This is a genomic window from Streptomyces sp. NPDC060198, assembly GCF_042728415.1.
In the GTDB taxonomy this organism is placed as follows: domain Bacteria; phylum Actinomycetota; class Actinomycetes; order Streptomycetales; family Streptomycetaceae; genus Streptomyces.
On sequence record NZ_JBHWZJ010000618.1, the window covers coordinates 1 to 2,336 of the forward strand.

General features: G+C 67.0%; 2 protein-coding genes. Both read right to left on the minus strand.

Going from position 1 to position 2,336, the window contains the following annotated elements; translation table 11 throughout:
• Positions 1-1,220 (minus strand): ABC transporter substrate-binding protein (locus tag ACFWEP_RS34140; RefSeq protein ID WP_387376121.1); only part of this gene is annotated, 1,220 nt, incomplete at its 3' end.
• 64 nt (positions 1,221-1,284) lie between these two features.
• The gene (locus ACFWEP_RS34145) at positions 1,285-2,220 is read right to left on the minus strand and encodes a carbohydrate ABC transporter permease (RefSeq protein ID WP_387376123.1); all 936 of its coding nucleotides are present in this window, start codon (positions 2,218-2,220) and stop codon (positions 1,285-1,287) included.
• Between the last annotated feature and the right edge of the window lie 116 nt (positions 2,221-2,336).

Below are 2,336 nucleotides of genomic sequence, written 5' to 3' on the forward strand. Positions count from 1 at the left end.
GCCTGCACCTGCTTGGCTACGGCCTCCTCGATCTGCGAGTTCTGCGCGAACTGCCAGAAGGGGCTGCCGGTCGCCGTCTTGGTGATCTTGCTGGTCCACTCCGTGGAGAAGGTGTCCTTGGCGACCTCGGGAGCGGCCAGGCCCGCGGTGGTGGACGGCGGCAGTGCGCGCTCGGCGAAGTACTGGGAGGTGGTGGCCAGGTCGGTGGTCGTGTGCAGAGCGAACTCGGTAGCCGCGTCCTGCCCCTTGCCCTTCACGATCGCGATCACGCCGCCCCACAGCAGCGCCTGGGGTGTGTCCCCGGCCTTGAGTACCGGTCGCTCCATCGGCTGCATGGCGTCGGCGAGCGTCTTGTCCTTGGACTGGGCGGAGGTCACGCCCTTGCCGATGATCGCGTCGTCGTAGAAGGCGGCCTTGCCTTGTCCGAACAGGGCGCGGGCGTCGAAACGGTCCACGTCGGCGGCGATCAGCTTCTGGTCGTGCAGCTTCTTGTACCAGGTGACCGCGTCGATCGAGGCGTCGTCGCCTATGGTGACCTTCCCGCCGTCGAGAAGCTTGCAGCCGAAAGTCTGCATCCACGGGAAGATGTCCTTGAGCTGCGCGACCTTGGTGGCGGCGGCGTACGGCACGACACCGCCGCCCAGTCCCTTCAGCTCCTTCAGCGCGGCTTCGAACTCCTCCACGGTGGTGGGGTGTTCCTTTATCCCGGCCTTCTCCAGGAGGTGCGAGTTGGCGATGACGCCGATCGATCCGGTGTTCCACGGCAGCCCGTACTGCGTGCCGTCGTACTTCCCGCTGTTCAGCGCCACGTCCGTGTAGCCGCCCTTGCCGGCCACGGATCCGAGGTCGGCCAGTCTGCCCATCTGGGCCATGGCGGCCAGCCACGCGATGTCGAGGTGCACGGCGCCCGTCGTCTGCCCGCCACCGAGCTTCAGGGTGAGCTGGCTCAGGTACTCGTTGTACGGGTACGACACCGCACGGATCGTGGAGTTCTCGGCCTTCTCCCACGCCGCGATGATCTTCTCGATCGAGGGCTTGGCCGCCTCCTCGTTGAGCGACCACGAGGTGAAGTCGAAGTCCTTGGACTTCGTGTCACCGGTCGAGGCGGAGCCCGAGCCGGAGGGTGCGCAGGCGCTGAGCACACCGGCGCCCGCCACACCGAGCGCGCCGATGCCGAACATGCGCAGCGCGCCGCGCCGGCTGATGCCAGAGGTGGTCATGATCTCTCCATGGGGGAGTGAGCGGGAGGGGAGGAACGTGCGGGCACGGGGTGATCCCGTGTGTTCAGCTCTTGACCGAACCGGCGGTCATGCCGCCGACGAGGTAGCGCTGCAGGAACATGAAGGCGACCACCACAGGGATGGACACCACGAGCGAGGCCGCCATCAACTGGGGCCAGGCGGTCTGGAATTCGCCGATGTAGGTGGAGACGAGGCCGGGAGGGAGCGTCTGCTTCTCCTTGTCGGCCAGGGTCAGCGCGAAGATGAAGTCGTTCCAGCCGCGGACGAAGGCGAAGAGCCCCGCGGCGATCATCCCGGGCGCGGCGAGCGGTGCCACGATGGAGTGCAGTGTCCGCCACCGGGACGCGCCGTCGATGGACGCCGCCTCCAGCAGGGCGTCCGGGATGGTGTCGAAGATGCCTTTCAGCATCCAGACGCACAGCGGCATCGTGAAGGTGGTGAAGGAGAGAACCAGGGCGGTGTACGTGTTGAGCATGCCGAAGCTGGAGAAGACGGTGTACAGCGTCACCAGCAGCAGTGCCTGGGGGAACATCTGCGAGGCGAGCACCAGGTGCATCAGCGACCGGCGCCCCGTGTAGCGGAACTTGGAGAACGAGTAGCCCATGTACGTGGCGACGACCACGCTCAGCACGGCGGTGATCGAGGCCACGATGAGCGAGTTCACCATGTACTTGATCAACTGGTCGTTCTCGGCCAGAGCCGTGAAGTTGCTGAGGGTGAGGTCGGTGGGTATCAGTTTCGGCGGGAACTGGAAGGTCGACTCGGGGGTGCTCAGCGCGGTGGCGAGCAGCCAGTAGACCGGCAGCAGACCGAAGGCGCCGATGACGACGACCGCGCTCCAGGCGGCGATCCGCGAGCGCAGCAGGTCCTTGCGCATACGGCGCCGGGTGCTGCCCCCGGTCCGGGTGGCGCCCCCTGCCCGCTTGGCGGCTTGCGGCTTCTCGGCGGCGGACAGCGGGGTGGAGGTGGTGGAGGTCATCAGGCGTCGCCCTTCCGCTCGGTGATCCTGAGATAGACGGCGACGAGGAGCAGCAGGAGCAGCATCCACAGTCCGCCGAGCGCGGTGGCCCGGCCGATGTCGAATCCCTTGAACGC

Bases quoted from the DNA above. Each gene is read 5' to 3' on its own strand.
- ACFWEP_RS34145 (WP_387376123.1), bottom strand. From the start codon at position 2,220: ATGACCTCCACCACCTCCACCCCGCTGTCCGCCGCCGAGAAGCCGCAA.